Origin of the sequence: Carboxylicivirga linearis, assembly GCF_018271995.1 — a bacterium.
Classification (GTDB): Bacteria; Bacteroidota; Bacteroidia; order Bacteroidales; family Marinilabiliaceae; genus Carboxylicivirga; species Carboxylicivirga linearis.
The window spans coordinates 1-1594 of record NZ_JAGUCO010000086.1 but is presented as its reverse complement, the minus strand read 5'-3'; the positions used below and the strand labels follow the sequence as shown (position 1 = coordinate 1594).

At 37.3% G+C, this 1594-nt stretch carries 1 protein-coding gene; it reads left to right on the top strand.

Features of this window, described 5'->3' with window-relative positions:
- The coding region (locus KEM10_RS23680) for a type II toxin-antitoxin system HipA family toxin (protein ID WP_212220829.1) at positions 1-1152 on the top strand (1152 nt) is incomplete at its 5' end.
- Positions 1153-1594 lie beyond the last annotated feature (442 nt).

Below are 1594 nucleotides of genomic sequence, written 5' to 3'. Positions count from 1 at the left end.
TATGATAAAGATTGGTTACAAAGAGGTTTTAATCATCTCCTGGATCCCAATCTTCAGTTTTATTCGGGATTGCATTATGCTGATGAGGATCAGGGAAATTTTGGTTTATTTTTGGATTCATCACCTGATCGTTGGGGAAGAATTCTCATGAGAAGAAGAGAAGCGGCACTGGCTAGAAAAGAAGGTAGAAATGCCGGCACTCTTTATGAAACAGATTATTTATTGGGTGTTTATGATGAGCATCGAATGGGAGCAATGCGTTATAAGGTTGAGCTGGATGGTCCGTTTCTGAATGATAACAGAGAAATGGCAAGCCCTCCGTGGACCTCACTAAGAGAACTGGAACAGATAAGTCTTCGTTTGGAAGAAGATGATGCGATTGATGATCCTGATTACCTGAAATGGTTAAGTATGCTTGTTGCTCCGGGAGCATCTTTGGGAGGGGCAAGACCAAAAGCCGGGGTTCTTGATGAAACAGGTAACCTGTGGATTGCTAAATTTCCAAGTCGTAATGATCAGGGAGATGTTGGTGGATGGGAAATAGTAACCTATGAAATGGCAATCAATGCAGGTATAAAAATGGCAGAGTCCATGGCAAGAAAATTCTCTTCCGATCATTATACCTTTCTGACAAAGAGATTTGACAGGACAGCAACAGGAGAGAGGCTGCATTTTGCTTCTGCTATGACCATGTTGGGATATACAGATGGTCAGGATCACGCTGATGGAGCCAGCTATCTTGAGTTAGTGGAGTTTTTGCAAAACAACGGAGCTAACGTTAATGAAGATTTGGAGGAGTTATGGCGACGTATTGTTTTTAGTATTTGCGTATCTAATACGGATGATCATCTTCGTAATCATGGCTTTGTTCTAACTGAAAAGGGGTGGGTGTTGTCACCAGCATATGACATTAATCCGGTGGAAACAGGAACCGGACTGAAATTGAATATTTCAGATGATGATAATGCTTTGGATCTGGATTTAGCACTGGAAGTAGCTGAATTCTTCCGTCTTTCAGAATCACGAGCAAATGAAATTATCAAAGAGGTAAAATCATCAGTTTGTAAATGGCGTGAAATTGCCAATAAATATGGTATATCCAGAGCTGAACAGGAATTAAAAGCGATGGCTTTCAGTAGAGTTAAATGCTGATAGTTTTATAATTATATCTTCAAACCACTCTTTACTGAGACAATTTACCTTTGTACAAACCATGTTGGTTTTGATAGACTCAAAAACCCGTTTTATTAATGTATCTCATGGTTTAACATTAAAAGAGACAGTTATGAAAATTGGTTTTGCGAGGGTATTTATCAAAAATCAGCATCTGGAAATGCATGTTGAAACATTGAATAAAATAAATTGTATTATAATTTTTTAGGAACCCTAATAAGGTATCAACCTAATGAGTTGTGTACATATTTAACTTCGGTTCATATAATCCTGCCACTTTATTAAAACATATTTATTATGTCCATTATAACTAGTTCCCATAAATTCATATTCGTAGCAGAATAAATATAAATTACCATTCTTAGCTTTCCAATAATGTGTGAAATATTTTGGGTTAAATCCTTCAGCTAAGAGATCAGTC